This is a genomic window from Neorhizobium sp. JUb45 (genome assembly GCF_004343585.1).
In the GTDB taxonomy this organism is placed as follows: domain Bacteria; phylum Pseudomonadota; class Alphaproteobacteria; order Rhizobiales; family Rhizobiaceae; genus Neorhizobium.
In genome coordinates, this window is the sequence record NZ_SLYW01000001.1 from 1,317,206 (window position 1) to 1,331,400 (window position 14,195).

The following is a 14,195-nucleotide window of genomic DNA, read 5'->3' on the forward strand; positions in this document are numbered from 1 at the left end:
CGGCTGTCGATATGTCGTAAAAGCCTGTTCACAACAGGTTCCAAAATTGGCGTTGGCGGTCGCCTTCCGCTATAAAAACGTCAACTGATTCCGAACAGGATCCTAACCGATTTGACTGATCAAAGCACACCCGGCGGCGGAAAGCTGCCACCAGGCATCGAACCCATTTCGATCATGGAGGAAATGCAGCGGTCCTACCTCGATTACGCGATGAGCGTTATCGTCAGCCGCGCGCTTCCCGACGTCCGCGACGGCCTCAAGCCGGTGCATCGCCGTATCCTCTACGGGATGAACGAGCTGGGGCTCGACTGGAACAAGAAATACGTCAAGAGCGCCCGCGTGACCGGTGACGTGATGGGTAAATACCATCCGCATGGTGACTCTGCGATCTATGACGCATTGGCCCGTATGGCGCAGGACTGGTCGTTGCGCATGCCGCTGATCGACGGTCAGGGCAATTTTGGTTCGATCGACGGTGATCCGCCGGCCGCCCAGCGTTATACAGAGTGCCGTCTGGAGAAGGTCGCGCATGCGCTTCTCGACGACCTCGACAAGGAAACCGTCGATTTCCGTGACAACTACGACGGCACCATGTCGGAGCCGGTCGTGGTCCCGGCGAAGTTCCCGAACCTGCTGGTCAATGGCGCAGGCGGCATCGCCGTCGGCATGGCGACAAACATTCCGCCGCACAATCTCGTTGAAGTCATCAATGGCTGTATCGCGCTGATTGATAACCCGGCGATCGAACTGCCGGAAATGATGGAAATCATTCCGGGTCCCGACTTCCCGACCGGCGCCATGATCCTCGGCAAGAACGGCATCCGTTCGGCCTACGAAACCGGCCGTGGCTCGGTAATGATGCGTGGCCTTGCCACCATCGAACCGATGCGCGGTGATCGCGAACAGATCATCATCACCGAAGTTCCCTATCAGGTGAACAAGTCGACGATGATCGAAAAGATGGCCGAACTGGTCAAGGACAAGCGCGTCGAGGGCATTTCCGACCTGCGCGACGAATCCGACCGCCAGGGTTACCGCGTCGTCATCGAGCTGAAGCGCGATGCCAATGCGGATGTCATCCTCAACCAGCTCTACCGTTACACGCCACTGCAGACGTCGTTCGGCTGCAACATGGTGGCGCTCAACGGCGGCAAGCCGGAGCAGATGATCCTGCTCGACATGCTGCGCGCTTTCGTTTCCTTCCGCGAGGAAGTCGTCAGCCGCCGCACGAAATATCTTCTGCGCAAGGCACGTGAACGCGCCCATATCTTGGTCGGCCTCGCGATTGCGGTTGCCAATATCGACGAAGTCATCGCACTGATCCGTCGCGCGCCCGATCCGGCGACCGCCCGCGAACAGCTGATGACCCGCCGCTGGCCGGCCCATGACGTCGAGCCGCTGATCCGCCTGATCGATGATCCGCGCCACAGGATCAACGAGGACGCGACCTACAATCTTTCCGAAGAGCAGGCCCGCGCCATTCTCGAACTGCGTCTGGCCCGCCTGACCGCACTCGGCCGCGATGAAATCGCCGACGAGTTGAACAAGATCGGCGCCGAGATCAGTGATTATCTCGACATCCTGTCTTCGCGCGTTCGCATCCAGACCATCGTGAAGGGCGAGCTTGCTGCCGTTCGTGACGAGTTTGGCACACCGCGCCGCACGCAGATCATGGATGCCGGCCTCGACATGGACGATGAAGACCTCATCGCCCGTGAAGACATGGTCGTCACTGTTTCGCATCTCGGCTATATCAAGCGCGTGCCGCTGGCGACCTATCGCGCCCAGCGTCGCGGCGGCAAGGGCCGTTCCGGCATGGCGACACGCGACGAGGATTTCGTCTCGCGTCTGTTCGTGGTCAACACGCATACACCGGTTCTGTTCTTCTCCTCGCGTGGCATCGTCTACAAGGAAAAGGTCTACCGCCTGCCGATCGGCACGCCGCAGTCTCGCGGCAAGGCTTTGATCAACATGCTGCCGCTGGAATCCGGCGAACGCATCACCACGATCATGCCGCTGCCCGAGGACGAGGCGACCTGGGAAAACCTCGACGTGATGTTCGCGACGACGCGCGGTACGGTTCGCCGTAACAAGCTGTCCGACTTCGTTCAGGTCAACCGCAACGGCAAGATCGCCATGAAGCTCGAGGAAGAGGGCGACGAAATCCTCTCCGTCGAGACCTGCACGGCACCGAACGAAGATCTCGGCATTCCGGGCGATGATGTTCTGCTGACGACCGCGCTCGGTCAGGCGATCCGCTTCCCGGTCGATGAAGTGCGCGTGTTTGCCGGCCGTAACTCGATCGGTGTGCGCGGCATCAATCTGGCCGATGGCGACCGCATCATTTCGATGACGATCGTCGGCCACGTCAATGCCGAGCCCTGGGAGCGCGCCGCCTATCTGAAGCGTTCTGCCGCCGAACGTCGCGCCGCCGGTGTCGATGAAGAGGATATCGCTCTCGTTGGCGAGGAAGTGGTGGAAGAAGGACAGCTGTCCGACGAACGCTACGAATACCTCAAGGCACACGAACAGTTCGTTCTGACCGTTTCCGAAAAGGGTTTTGGCAAGCGTTCTTCGTCCTACGACTTCCGTACATCGGGTCGTGGGGGCAAGGGCATACGCGCCACCGACACCTCGAAGACTTCGGAAATCGGCGAGCAGGTTGCCGTCTTCCCGATTGAGGACAAGGACCAGATCATGCTCGTCACCGACGGCGGCGTGCTGATCCGCGTACCGGTCGATGGCATTCGTATCGCCAGCCGCGCCACCAAGGGCGTCACCATCTTCTCCACCGGCAAGGGCGAGAAGGTCGTATCGGTCGAGCGCATCAGCGAGCCGGAAGGTGAAGAGGAAGAAGGCGACTTGCCGGGTGAAGTTACCACCGAAGCAGGCGCCATAGCTGAGACGCCGGAAGGCGGCGCCCCAGAGGGCGACGCACCGAGCGAAGAATAAGACGCAAAAGGCCGGGAGAGATCCCGGCCTTTTTCTTTTATGTTTCATCGAGTGATTGTGTAGACTCCGCACCATTCAGGATTAGTGACGCAAACATTCAGGACTGAAGACGCAAAAAAGCCGGGTGAAAATTTCACCCGGCTTTTTGTTCAGAATTGGTGGCCTCAGAATGCCCTGTGGCGGCGGGCAAAATCCTCGATATCCTCACGCTCTCTGCGGAGCTCGGCAATCGAGGACATGACTGTGGCAACAAACATGGTGCTGATCAGCCCGGCAAGAATGGTCATCGTCAAGAACATCTCATACCTTTCCGGGCCTAAAGGCCTCAGTAGTAGGAGACGCCCTGGTAAGTGCCGGTCATCTCCGTGTAATTGGTCGCAGTCGTGTCGGACTTGTCGTTGTAAAGAGTGACAGTTGCAGTCATCATGACTGCGATCATGGCGGTCCACACAACGCTGATCATGGTGATCTTGTCGGGCATTGCCGAATTTCTCTTCGCAAACATCTCCGAATTCCTTCTTTTATGTAAACATGCAATGAGCATGCTGGTTCCGCATTGTTGAGGGATTTTTAATACTCCCCCTCTGAAGCCTCCCTGAAGAGGCCGTTCATCTGGCGTTCAGGATTCAAATCCCTCTGGCGTCATCCATGTCCACGGTGAGGACGAGTTCAGCCAGAAGCGAGAGGCCGATGGCGGTGACGACGAGAACAACCAGCATGTTTTTACTCCTGCGGCAGGACTTCGGGACCGTTCCATCCGTCTCTGCAGGATCGATAAAAACATGGGGCGCCTGAAACCCTCTTGAACAGCGTGTTCATTTACCGTTCAGGCGCTGGCCGCCTTGCGAATGGCGGCCGTCCGTGACAAAAGGCGGTGACTTTTATGGCTGTAAAACCCAAAACCGCGGGCACGATGACCACTGCTTTTTACCCGGGATCTTTCGATCCGATGACCAACGGGCATCTCGATGTGCTTGTGCAGGCGCTCAATGTCGCCGGCACGGTCATCGTGGGTATCGGCGTGCATCCGGGCAAGACGCCGCTGTTCAGCTTCGAGGAGAGGGCGGAGCTGATCCGCCGATCTCTGAGCGATGCGCTGCCGCAAAAGGCCGAAAATGTTTCCGTCGTGAGTTTTGACGGTCTGGTCATCAACGCTGCACGCGCGCATGGCGCAAGCCTGTTGATCCGTGGCCTGCGTGACGGCACGGATTTCGACTATGAAATGCAGATGGCCGGGATGAATGCACAGATGGCACCCGATGTGCAGACAGTTTTCCTGCCGGCAGCCATTGCCTCGCGGCCCATAACCGCCACATTGGTTCGACAAATCGCCTCGATGGGCGGCGACGTCAGCACATTCGTGCCGGCTGCCGTCCACGACGCGCTGACTACCAAGCTGAAACGCTGATCGTTTATCAAACGGAGCCCAGGATGAAACTGCTTCACCTTGCCCTTGCCGGCGCCATGATGGCCGCTTCCTTTACTGCCCCGGCCTTTGCCGCGAGCAATGCCAACACCATGACCATCCAGTTGAAGGACGGTCCGGTTGTCGTGCAACTGATGCCGGAACTGGCCCCGAAACACGTTGCCCAGATCAAGGCGCTGGCCGCCAAGGGTGAATATGACAATGTCGTTTTCCACCGCGTGATCGATGGCTTCATGGCCCAGACCGGTGACGTTCAGTTCGGCAAGCAGGGAGGCAAAAGCTTTGCCCCGGCGCGTGCCGGCATGGGCGGTTCGGACCTGCCGGATATCCCGGCCGAATTTTCGCGCACGCCGTTCGAACGTGGCGTGGTCGGCATGGCCCGCTCGCAGAGCCCGAACTCGGCCAACTCACAATTCTTCATCATGTTCACCAAATACCCAAGCCTGGACGGCCAGTACACGGTCGTCGGCAAGGTCGTGTCCGGCATGGAAAATGTCGACAAGATCAAGAAGGGTGCCGGCAGCAATGGCGAGGTTTCCGACCCCGACCGCATGCTGAAGGTCACTGTTGGTCAGTAATCTGGCGGCCAGCAATCTGACTGCAGACAATACCGCCGCCGGGTTTCCGGCAGCAGACAATCCGGGCGAAAGCCCCAAGCTAAAACACCAAGGAGAATACCATGGCTGAGATCAAAGATCCGGAAAACACCCTTATCGTCGAAACCACCAAGGGCAAGGTCCTCATCCAGCTTCTGCCGGACCTCGCGCCTGAGCATGTTGCACGCATCAAGGAACTGGCCCGCGAAAAGGCCTATGACGGCGTTGTTTTCCACCGCGTCATTCCTGACTTCATGGCCCAGACGGGCGACGTCAAGTTCGGCAAGAAGGGCGGCGAAAGCTTCAACCCGTCGCGCGCCGGCATGGGCGGCTCTGAAAAGCCGGACCTGAAGGCTGAATTCTCGGCTGTTCCGCACGTGCGCGGCACCTGCTCGATGGCCCGTTCGCAGAACCCGAACTCGGCCAACTCGCAGTTCTTCATCTGCTTCACCGACGCTCCCTGGCTGAACAAGCAGTATTCCGTCTGGGGTCAGGTCATCGAAGGCATGGACTTCATCGACCAGATCAAGAAGGGCGAGCCTGTTCAGGACCCGGATTCGATCGTTTCGATCCGCGTTGCAGCCGACGCTGCAGCCTGATTTTTCATTCATAAGCAGACCAGAAACGCCCCGGCAACGGATCGGGGCGTTTCGCTTTTTCTGAAAGGCCCCGGACGGTGCGTGTAGACCTGTTCGACTTCGATCTCCCCGATGACAATATCGCATTGCGGCCCGCCAATCCGCGTGACAGCGCACGGTTGCTCGTCGTCAAGCCGGGTAACGAACCCGAACTTGCCGATCACGTGGTGCGTGATCTCGTGGATTTTCTGAAACCCGGCGATGCGCTGGTTTTCAACGACACAAAAGTCATCCCGGCGCAGCTGGAAGGCATTCGCCACCGTGACGGTGCGGGCGGCCAGCAGGTGTCGGCGACGCTGCACATGCGCACCGAACCGGACGTCTGGAAGGCCTTTGCCAAGCCGGGAAAACGCATCAAGGTTGGCGATCGCATCGAATTCGGCAAATCCGACGCCAATACCTGCCTGATCGGTTCGCTGATGGCGACGGTCGAGGATAAGGGCGAGGGCGGCGAAGTAACCCTGCGCTTCGATCTCTCCGGCCCGGCGCTCGACGAAGCGATCATGGGGTCCGGCCACATCCCCCTGCCGCCATACATCGCCGCCAAACGGCCCGAGGACGAGCAGGACCGAAAGGACTACCAGACCATCTATGCGCGCGAGGAGGGTGCTGTTGCGGCCCCGACCGCCGGCCTGCATTTCACCCCCGATCTGTTTGCGCGTCTCGACGCTGCAGGGATCGAACGCCATTTCGTGACGCTGCATGTCGGCGCCGGCACGTTTCTGCCGGTCAAGGCCGACGATACCGACGACCACAAGATGCACCTTGAGATCGGCCATGTCAGCGCTGAGACCGCAGAAGCCTTGAATGCCGTGAAGGCGAGGGGCGGGCGCATCGTCTGTGTCGGCACGACTTCGCTCAGGTTGATCGAGAGTGCCGCTTCTGACGACGGCCTCATCCATCCCTGGAGCGATGCCACGGGCATCTTCATCACGCCGGGTTACCGTTTCAAGGCGGTCGATCTGCTGATGACCAATTTCCACCTGCCGAAATCGACGCTGATGATGCTGGTCTCCGCCTTTGCGGGCCTTGAGACCATGCAGCGCGCTTATGCCCACGCGATCGATACCGGCTACCGTTTCTATTCCTATGGCGATTCCAGCCTGCTGCACCGGATGCCCCGATGACCGAAAACTTTCAATTCACCCTGAAAAAGACCGATGCCGGCGCGCGTCTCGGCGAAGTGTCGATGCCCAGAGGCACGATCCGCACCCCGGCCTTCATGCCGGTCGGCACTGTCGGCACCGTCAAGGCGATGTATCTCGATCAGGTGAAGGATACCGGTGCCGACATCATTCTCGGCAATACCTATCACCTGATGCTGCGGCCCGGTGCGGAGCGCGTCGCCCGCCTCGGCGGCCTGCACAAGCTGATCCGCTGGGACGGCCCGATCCTCACCGATTCGGGCGGGTTTCAGGTCATGTCGCTTTCGGGTCTGCGCAAGCTGGATGAGCAGGGCGTGACCTTCAAGAGCCATGTCGACGGTTCGCTGCACCACATGTCGCCGGAACGCTCGATCGAGATCCAGGGCCTGCTCGGTTCCGACATCCAGATGCAGCTCGACGAATGCGTGGCGCTGCCGGCCGAACCGAAGGAAATCGAACGGGCGATGGAAATGTCGCTGCGCTGGGCGGAACGCTGCCGCGTTGCTTTCGGCGAACAGCCGGGCAAGGCGATGTTCGGTATCGTGCAGGGTGGTGATATTCCGGCTCTGCGTGTCCGTTCCGCCGAAGGCCTGAAGCAGTTGGACCTCAAGGGCTATGCGGTCGGTGGTCTTGCAGTCGGCGAGCCGCAGGACGTGATGCTGTCCATGCTGGAAACCACACTGCCGGTTCTGCCGACCGAAAAGCCGCGTTACCTGATGGGCGTCGGCACACCGGACGACATTCTGAAATCCGTGGCGCGCGGCATCGACATGTTCGACTGCGTCATGCCGACCCGTTCCGGCCGTCATGGTCTGGCCTTTACCCGCCGTGGCCGCGTCAACATCCGCAATGCCCGCCATGCGGAAGACATGCGCCCGCTCGACGAGGAATCGAGCTGCCCGGCGGCGCGTGACTATTCGCGCGCCTACCTGCACCACCTTGTCCGCTCCGACGAGGCGCTGGGCGGCATGCTGCTCTCGTGGAACAATCTTCACTATTATCAGGACCTGATGAAGGGCATCCGTCAGTCTATCGCCGAGGGCCGGTTTGAGGATTTTTATGCGGAAACGCAGGAAGCCTGGGCCAAGGGCGATATCGACAAGCTCTGAGGTTTTTCGGCGATGAGCGGCGAGGACGAACAGGATCAACCGGTCGGCGTCACGCCGCGCATGCTGTCATGGGCCAAGAACTCCACCCTCTACCGACTGTCGCGCCGGATGATGTCGGAACGCGAACTGTCCGACGCCATCAAGCGCAAGGCCAGGCAGAAGTTCGAGGATATTTCCGAAGAACATCTGCAGGTTCTGGCGACAACTGCGCTCGAATTCGGCCAGACGCTGGGCGCGCTCAATGACCAGAATTATGCAGAGACGAAGGTTCGCTCCGGCGTGCGCAGCGGTCGTTCAAAGCGGATGATCCAGCGCAAGCTGCAGGAGAAAGGCATCGATTCGGAGACGGCATCGATCGCGCTCGAAGACGCCGACGATGTTCGTGCGGCCCTTGCCTATGCTCGCAAGCGTGGTTTCGGCCCCTATCGGCGCGGCGAGGCGGACGAAAAGCGGACACTCAAGGAACTGTCGTCCATGGCACGGCAAGGGTTCAGCCTGGAACTCTGCCGTCGGGTCATCGGGCTGGACAGGGACGAGGCCGAGGAGATGTTGGCGGACAGCAGCTTCTGAGTATTTCCGTCGCCGGTGCGTCGCTCCGATCATGTTGCAGACTCCGTCCTTGGTAACATTCAAAAACTCCCGGAGCTTTGCGGGTGTGTGCTCTCTTCTCTGCGTCATTCCTGTGCTCGTCACAGGAATCCAGCCACCACGCGTCTGCGTGGTGAAAGAACTCTTCTTCGCTTTGCCGTTCGCGAGTCTAGCGCGCCGCAGACGCGGCGCTACTGGATTCCTGTGACAAGCACAGGAATGACGGTGGAGAGGAAACGCCAAGACGCGAAATCAGCCGCTTTGATCTGATCACAAGCCATGCAGATAGTTGGCGATATCCTCCCAGTCCGGATTCATCGTCTCGATCAAATTGAGCTTCCACGCTCGCGGCCACTTCTTGATCGTCTTTTCCCGACGGATGGCATCTACGATCAGATCATGTTCCTCGAACCAGACAAGTGTCTTCACACCATAACGACTGGTGAAGCCCGGTGTCAGCTCATTCTGATGATCATATAATCGTCCCGGCAGGTCGCTGGTCATGCCGGTATAGAGCGTTCCGTTACGCCTTGATGCCAGAATGTAGACATAGCCTTTGCGCATGCACGGTATAATGACAAAACTGAAAATACAGGCAATGATTGAATTTCAGAATTTTACACCCGAATTCACAAGTACCCGTCTTGGCAAACCTAAATCCCGGTACTAGCCGTGTTCTTCAGCATGCGCACGCCGTTCACCTTGTAGCTGCCGTCATCCATCAGCCGCATCTCGTAGATCGCCGTCCAGTCCTTGCCGCCGGGGCCGGTGATCATCACCTCCTGCAAAACCAGTTCGCCGCCGCCGACGAGCTTTGAGCGGCCGAAGGCATAGTTTCCGGCGTGAAAAATCGCCTCGTAGTTCTTTTGAACCATGGCAAAGAAACGTTTTTCATCCGGGAAAAGCCCGCGAATGCCGGGGGCGGCGAAGGAATAGGCCTTGCCCGCATCCTGCGCCTTCATGGCGGCAATCTGTTCGCTGATGATCGCCTGCGCGTCAGCTACGGGGTCCTCGGCAAAGGCCGGGGCGAGGGATGAAAGGAGGGCACACACTGCAACAAGCATGGATCGAACGTGCATCGGCTTTCTCCAGTGACAGGAGGTCAGGCTAGCGCTATTTCAGAAAAGGTGAAGATGCGCAGGCAAAGATTCCTGTGCTGATCCGGCTATCACCTGCCGTTTGCGTATGGCAGCCCTGCCAAGCCGCTGTCTTGCCGTGTTCATCTTGCGATGCGAATACGGTCAAAAATACTGATTCCCGGAATGATGACATGACCACGCTCGCGCCTCCCGCGCTGATCTTCTTCTGCAATTCGATCCTGTTCGTTTCGCTGTTCACCCGCCTGCCTGCCATTCAAGCCGGCCTTGGCGTCGACAAGGCGGTTCTGGGCCTGTCACTATTGGGAGCGCCGATCGGCACGCTGGTGGCGCTGTCTGTGGCCGGGCGCATCACCGAACGGCTGACGCCACGGATTACCGCGACCCTGTTTCTGGCACTGTGCGCGGTCATCATGCCGCTGATCACCATCGCCCCGATCATGCCGTTCTTCCTGCTGTTCATCGTCTACGGTTTTCTGCGCACCATCATGGATGTCGCTACCAACATGATTGCCACGGGTACGGAGAGGCGCACCGGCGTAAAAGTGCTGTCGCGCAGCCATGGCTTCTGGTCCGTCGGCCTGCTGCTGGGATCGCTGGCATCCGGTTTCGTGGCGGCGAGGGAGGTCTCCCCGTTCATTCACCAGTCGGTGGCCTCGGCTCTGGTTCTGGTCGCCTGCTTGATCATTCTGCGCATCACGCCAAAGGATAGTTCCGCCCCCGAAACAAGGCCGGATGCGAAACGATCGACGATTTTCGTGCTGCCCGACCGCACCATTCTTCTGGTCTGCGTCATGGTGTTCGGCATCTGCATCACCGAAGGCGCGATCTACGACTGGGGTATCTTTTTCCTGCAGGAACGCGCCGGCGCGGATGCGGCGACGGCCGGCATCATCTATGCGAGCTTCACGCTTGGCATGGGCCTGACACGGCTCTGCGGCGATTGGTTACGGCAGCGTTACGGTACGATGACGCTGGTGCGTGGTTCGGCGCTGATGGTGATTGCCGGCCTGTGCGGAATGCTGGTCACACCCGGCCTGTTGCTGACAGGCGTGGCGTTCTTCGTCATCGGCTGCGGCATTGCGCTCGGTTACCCGCTGGCGGTGGCAACCACGATCGAACGCGGCAAGGGCGCGCCTGCCGACAATCTGGCAGCACTGGCGCTGACCTTGATGCTTTCGACGATCGGCGTGCCGCCGGTGCTTGGTTTCGTTGCCGAAACTTTTGGGCTTTTGGCGAGCTTTGCACTGCTTTTACCGTTCGCGGCGCTGAGCTTTTTCATGGCGCCGGTTTCGCAAGGGGCGAAACCGGGTTTTCGTCCGGGCTGGCGTCGCTCAGCGCGATAGGGCACGCGGGACGGCGGCGGTTCTTGCCGCGGCGACCGGTCGGCCGACATGATAGCCTTGCGCAAAATCGATATTCATGTCGCGCAGGCACTGCAACTGCTCTTCCGTTTCCACGCCTTCGACAAGGATGTTGGGACCGCGGTGGCGCACCAGATCGACTATATCGCCGAGCATGATACGGCCGCGTTCGGTGTCGATGTCGTGCAGGAAGGAGCGGTCGATCTTGACGGTATCGAAATCGATCAGACGCAGCCATGACAGACCGGCAAAGCCGGTGCCAAAATCGTCGAGCCAGATGCGGATGCCGAGCGTCTTCAGGTCGCTGATGCAGCGCAGCACGTCGGAATGGATTTCCATATCGAGACCTTCGGTGATCTCGAAGGCCAGCCGATTGCCGGAAACGCCCGTTTCGCCAAGGATAGCCGCGACGCTTGCCGCAAAGCCCGGCGTGCGCAACTGGATCGGCGAGACGTTGACGCTGACGACATCCGCCTGGTTGGACACCAGCATTTCGCGGCAGACGGTGCGGATCGACCATTTGCCCAGTTCGAGAATGATGCCGGTGCGTTCGGCAATGGGGATGAACAGGGTCGGCGAGATATTGTCGCCGTCCAGCGTCTTTAGGCGCATCAGCGCTTCGGCGGCGTCCTGCCTGCCGGTCTTCAGATCCACCAGCGGCTGGTAGACCATCGACACGAGGTTCTGGTTGATCGCCAGTTTCAGCAGCGCGGCGATATTTTCGCTCTCGTCGCTGGTATGCGGATCGCTCGGATCGAACACGCGGGCGCAGTTGCGGCCATGCGCCTTGGCGCTGTAAAGCGCCCGGTCGGCCTCGTGGATCATCTTTTCCAGCTTGGCGCCGATATGGTCACGCGTGAAGGCGGCACCGACGCTGACGGTGACGATGGCAGTGCCGTCACGTCGCTCGACATGCGGGACACCGAGGCTTTCGATCGTCGCGCGGATTTTTTCCGCAAGCGCTGCCACATCGGCGCGGCTGTCGACACGGGCAAGGACGATGAATTCTTCGCCGCCGTAACGGCCAATCGAACCGCCAAGCGGCTCCACTGCCTCGCGGATGGTATTGGCAACGGTGATCAGGCAGTGGTCGCCCTGGATATGGCCATAGCCATCATTGTATTTCTTGAAGAAGTCGACATCGACCAGCATGGCGGCAAAACCGCGGCCTGCGCCCTGCCATTCATTCCAATAGGTGCGCAGCCGCTGATCGACGGCACGGCGGTTATCGAGACCGGTCAGATAATCGGTGTTGGACATGCGCAGCAGGGCAACACCGCGCTCGTTGGCCTCGGTCTGGCGCAGCTTTGCCTCATGCGCATTCAGGAAGACGTGGTAGCGCTCCACATTCAGCTTCCAGTTCACATAGGAGGTGAACACGAAGCAGGAGAGATAGAATGTGGTGAAGGCGAAGGCATAGGCGCTGTCGAGCGGGAAGAAGAATATCAGCGATGCCAGGAAGGACGCGAGAATGGCCCCTGACGACACGATCGACAGCAGGAAGGGGAAATTGAAGAAGAGGTTGGCACCCATCATGAAGATGGCGCCAAAAATCATGTAATAGGACAGGCTCTCGGCATGGGTGGTGTGCAGGGCCGGTACCAGCCATGCCGCATAGGCCACCACCAGCGCTACCGCGCTCGTGCGGTCCAGCCAGCGCGCATGCACCTTCAGCATGATCAGCAGTTCGAGCACGGCAAGCGACAACACCGAAACGAGCAGGCGCGCGACAGCGGTCTGCATCGCTACGTCAGGGATCATCAGGAAGTCCGTCGCCGAATATCCGAGATAAGACAGGACGGCGATCCACAGCCCCTTGCGGGTGGCGGTGGCGCGCGCCTTTTCGTCGGCTTCCCGGTAAAGCGCACGCAACTCCAACGACGTCGGTCGCTCCAGCGACTTCTGAAGATCAGTTTCAATGGCGTCGGCAAATGTGTGCTTCATGCACTGTCCTATAAACTTGGTCCATTTCGGAAATTGCGAATTTCCTAACAGAACCTTCGGTGAGCCGGCAGATCCGTTCCGCCATGCAGCTCACATCCCGTAAATTTACGGGTAAGGCACTTAACTTTTCTTGAATCTTCAATGGTCAAGACGACCAATGTGCCAGTCATGGATTTCGATAGTTAATCATTAATGCAGATCTATGGTGCGTTTTTAGATGTATCGTGTTTGATTGAGGTCGTTAATAATTCATTCACGTTAGCAGTGGGGTATGTCACGTGAACCAAATCAAATTGCAATTCGACGGCCACAGTCTCATCACACCAAAACAGATTGCCGATGAGATGTCGGTGGAAAAGGCAGAGGATTTCGATCGCCAGTTCGCCGTGGGGAAGGGCGAACTATCGATTCTGCTGGAGCTTGCTCGCCAGCAGTTCGAAAAGAACGACAATCCGACCGCCATCATTGATCGCGTCACGCTCTCCCTGCACGAGCTGCGTGGCAAGCTGCATCAGAGCGTTTGGCAGGACCTCGTTCCGTTCATCCAGAACCATCCCGTCGCCGCCTATTTCCTCGAAGACCCGCTGACACGCTGGTCGTGGGACAAGCCGCGCGGTTACTCCGGCGATGCCAGCCTGCTCGATCTCATCTATCGCCACGACTGCGTTTCGGACATGATTGCCGGTGCCTCCGAGCGCGGCCGGGCACTGTTCGAATATACCAGCACCGCACCATCCTCGCAGGCCAACTGGGACCGCCGCGATATTCTGGCACGCTTCGTTGATGAAGTGGCGGCAGAGAAGGGGCCTGAAACGGAAGTGCTCAGCATTGCCGCCGGCCATCTTCGCGAGGTCGAATGCTCGCAGGCGGCCAAGAATGGCGGCTTGAAGCGGTATGTGGCGCTTGATCAGGATCCGGTCAGCATCGGCACCATTACCCGCGATTACGCCAAAATGGGCGTCGAAGCGATCGATGGCTCGGTCCGCCAGGTTCTGGCAAAGCGTATCGATCCGGGTCAGTTCGATCTCGTCTATGCGTCCGGTCTTTACGATTATCTGGTCGACAAGGTGGCCATCAAGCTTACCCAGCGTGCGCTGGACATGCTGAAGCCGGGCGGCACATTCCTGTTTGCCAACTATTCCTACCCGATTGTCGTGGACGGTTACATCGAGACCTTCATGAACTGGCAGCTGCTGCTGCGCTCGGAAGCCGACATGTGGAACATCATCCACGCATGCTCGGAAGGTGGCGACTACGAGACCAGCGTGTTCTTCGGCAAGAACCGCAACATCGTCTATGGCGTCATGAAGCGTAAAGACTGATTTCCGGGGCGGGC

14 protein-coding genes are annotated in these 14,195 nt (G+C 59.2%); 9 read left to right on the plus strand and 5 right to left on the minus strand.

All coding sequences use genetic code 11. From position 1 onward, the window contains the following. Positions 1–111 precede the first annotated feature (111 nt). The gene (gyrA, locus tag EDF70_RS06490) at positions 112–2,952 is read left to right on the plus strand and encodes a DNA gyrase subunit A (RefSeq protein ID WP_132272470.1); all 2,841 of its coding nucleotides are present in this window, start codon (positions 112–114) and stop codon (positions 2,950–2,952) included. A gap of 164 nt (positions 2,953–3,116) precedes the next feature. On the opposite strand, the gene EDF70_RS30625 is transcribed toward gyrA, so the two are convergent. Next, positions 3,117–3,245, minus strand: a complete 129-nt coding sequence (locus EDF70_RS30625) for a hypothetical protein (RefSeq protein WP_281033542.1) — start codon at positions 3,243–3,245, stop codon at positions 3,117–3,119. A 32-nt stretch (positions 3,246–3,277) separates the two neighbouring features. Next, positions 3,278–3,457, minus strand: coding sequence for a hypothetical protein (locus tag EDF70_RS06495; protein ID WP_132272471.1), 180 nt, complete (start codon positions 3,455–3,457; stop codon positions 3,278–3,280). A gap of 408 nt (positions 3,458–3,865) precedes the next feature. On the opposite strand from EDF70_RS06495, the gene coaD reads away from it, so the two are divergent. From coaD to EDF70_RS06525, 6 genes are all read left to right on the plus strand, one after another. Beyond that, entirely contained in the window at positions 3,866–4,360 is a 495-nt protein-coding gene (gene coaD, locus EDF70_RS06500; RefSeq protein ID WP_132272589.1) for a pantetheine-phosphate adenylyltransferase, read from the plus strand. Positions 4,361–4,383: 23 nt separating this feature from the next. Continuing rightward, positions 4,384–4,956 carry a peptidylprolyl isomerase gene (locus tag EDF70_RS06505; RefSeq protein WP_132272472.1) on the plus strand — a complete coding sequence of 191 codons (573 nt, stop codon included), beginning with the start codon at positions 4,384–4,386 and terminating at the stop codon, positions 4,954–4,956. Positions 4,957–5,057: 101 nt separating this feature from the next. Then, entirely contained in the window at positions 5,058–5,573 is a 516-nt protein-coding gene (locus tag EDF70_RS06510) for a peptidylprolyl isomerase (RefSeq protein ID WP_132272473.1), read from the plus strand. Between the two features lie 77 nt (positions 5,574–5,650). Beyond that, positions 5,651–6,739, plus strand: a complete 1,089-nt coding sequence (queA, locus tag EDF70_RS06515; RefSeq protein WP_132272474.1) for a tRNA preQ1(34) S-adenosylmethionine ribosyltransferase-isomerase QueA — start codon at positions 5,651–5,653, stop codon at positions 6,737–6,739. Further along, positions 6,736–7,866 (plus strand): tRNA guanosine(34) transglycosylase Tgt, encoded by a 1,131-nt coding sequence (gene tgt, locus EDF70_RS06520; protein ID WP_132272475.1) that lies wholly within the window; start codon positions 6,736–6,738, stop codon positions 7,864–7,866. Before queA ends, tgt begins: the two co-directional genes overlap by 4 nt. A gap of 12 nt (positions 7,867–7,878) precedes the next feature. Next, positions 7,879–8,436, plus strand: coding sequence for a regulatory protein RecX (locus EDF70_RS06525; protein ID WP_245519056.1), 558 nt, complete (start codon positions 7,879–7,881; stop codon positions 8,434–8,436). A gap of 288 nt (positions 8,437–8,724) precedes the next feature. Here the strand turns inward: EDF70_RS06525 and EDF70_RS06530 are convergent, their stop codons facing one another. Beyond that, positions 8,725–9,018 carry a GIY-YIG nuclease family protein gene (locus EDF70_RS06530; RefSeq protein ID WP_132272476.1) on the minus strand — a complete coding sequence of 98 codons (294 nt, stop codon included), beginning with the start codon at positions 9,016–9,018 and terminating at the stop codon, positions 8,725–8,727. A gap of 89 nt (positions 9,019–9,107) precedes the next feature. After that, entirely contained in the window at positions 9,108–9,533 is a 426-nt protein-coding gene (locus EDF70_RS06535) for a DUF4864 domain-containing protein (protein ID WP_132272477.1), read from the minus strand. Between the two features lie 191 nt (positions 9,534–9,724). On the opposite strand from EDF70_RS06535, the gene EDF70_RS06540 reads away from it, so the two are divergent. Then, a complete protein-coding gene (locus tag EDF70_RS06540) occupies positions 9,725–10,897 on the plus strand; it encodes an MFS transporter (RefSeq protein WP_132272478.1) in 1,173 nt (390 codons plus the stop codon). Here EDF70_RS06540 and EDF70_RS06545 read toward each other — a convergent pair. Then, positions 10,886–12,859, minus strand: a complete 1,974-nt coding sequence (locus tag EDF70_RS06545) for an EAL domain-containing protein (RefSeq protein ID WP_132272479.1) — start codon at positions 12,857–12,859, stop codon at positions 10,886–10,888. The genes EDF70_RS06540 and EDF70_RS06545 overlap by 12 nt on opposite strands. A 278-nt stretch (positions 12,860–13,137) precedes the next feature. Between EDF70_RS06545 and EDF70_RS06550 the strand changes: the two genes are divergently transcribed. Continuing rightward, positions 13,138–14,181 carry a class I SAM-dependent methyltransferase gene (locus tag EDF70_RS06550; RefSeq protein WP_132272480.1) on the plus strand — a complete coding sequence of 348 codons (1,044 nt, stop codon included), beginning with the start codon at positions 13,138–13,140 and terminating at the stop codon, positions 14,179–14,181. Positions 14,182–14,195: the final 14 nt, after the last annotated feature.